Below are 1,136 nucleotides of genomic sequence, written 5' to 3'. Positions count from 1 at the left end.
TTAGGGCAGCGAATCTAAGCTAGCAGTGTATAACTGGTGGTATTGTGCTTAAAGATCGACCTTACAAGCTAACTGTTTAATCTTTGAGATTAATGCTTGTGTGATGAAAATAGCCAACCCCTTCCGCTTTGATTAGATAAGATTCGCTGCCCGCCTATTTCGTTTTTTTGTTTTGGCTGCCCCTTGACCGAGTGATTTATAACTGGATGTCAGACTGACAAGCCCGATGCTTTGAAGCGCCGGACCCAAGGGTAACCGATAAATTTCTAGTAGCATTCTAGCTTAGCTAGGATACCCCCAAAGCGCCGCATGATTTTTAAATGCGGCTCTATTGGAGGCTGACTCTCAATAGGTGTTTGGTTGGCCAATTCAAACCATTCATGAAATTATCGGAAGTAGACAGACAAAAAATCAAATTTACATGAAGTTGAGTTATAAAACACTCAACTTTTGGTGAGCTATTGTTCTTTGACAGGCCCGGTCATATAGGTGTTAGCACTATGGCTTGTAACTAAAGGCCACCGATTTTGGAATACCCAACTGACCAAACATTTGATTAAACTGATCAAGGTCGAGAGGACCGTATACCCCTTTTGTTTGACTGTATTTCTCAGTCTGGTTTTCTTGTAAGTCGATTATAAAATAATCTGTTTTAGATTTATCGCAATTTGGATGCCTTTTAGCGATTATGAAATCGTTATCCCAGCCCACATGATAAATCTGACCTTCCATAAGACCCAAGGGGCCATTATATATTTTCATGGTACAGCTGATATCAATCCACCCGACAGAGTACTCACCAACTAGAGTCTTTGAGCCAGAATCAAACAAGCCGCAACCTGCAAGTATCAAAACTATTACGAATAAATATGATTTCATTTTTTATTGCTAACATATTAATAGGCGTCTGGCGCGAGAATCGACGGCGTGACGCCTATCCAAGTTTATTAAAGAGACGACACTATCCCACAACCCACGGGTGATCAAGGCTTTGTGCTTTTAGGCGCATAATTCATTCCGGGATAGGTGTCATGGGCTGATGCCTATCCCGGCTATATCCGTCACAGCTAAGTTATTGAAATACCGTTGTTATTTTCATTTTATCAAATAGTTTACCGAAATAGGCGTCGCGCCGA

At 41.2% G+C, this 1,136-nt stretch carries 1 protein-coding gene; it reads right to left on the bottom strand.

Features of this window, described 5'->3' with window-relative positions:
* Nucleotides 1-498 precede the first annotated feature (498 nt).
* Complete coding sequence (locus QWI17_RS03280; protein ID WP_302721073.1) at nt 499-879, bottom strand: DUF3997 domain-containing protein; 381 nt, start codon at nt 877-879, stop codon at nt 499-501.
* Nucleotides 880-1,136 lie beyond the last annotated feature (257 nt).

This window comes from Gilvimarinus gilvus (assembly GCF_030518155.1).
In the GTDB taxonomy this organism is placed as follows: Bacteria; Pseudomonadota; Gammaproteobacteria; order Pseudomonadales; family Cellvibrionaceae; genus Gilvimarinus; species Gilvimarinus gilvus.
The sequence above is the reverse complement of the archived record's forward strand: the minus strand, read 5'-3'. Positions and strand labels throughout refer to the sequence as shown.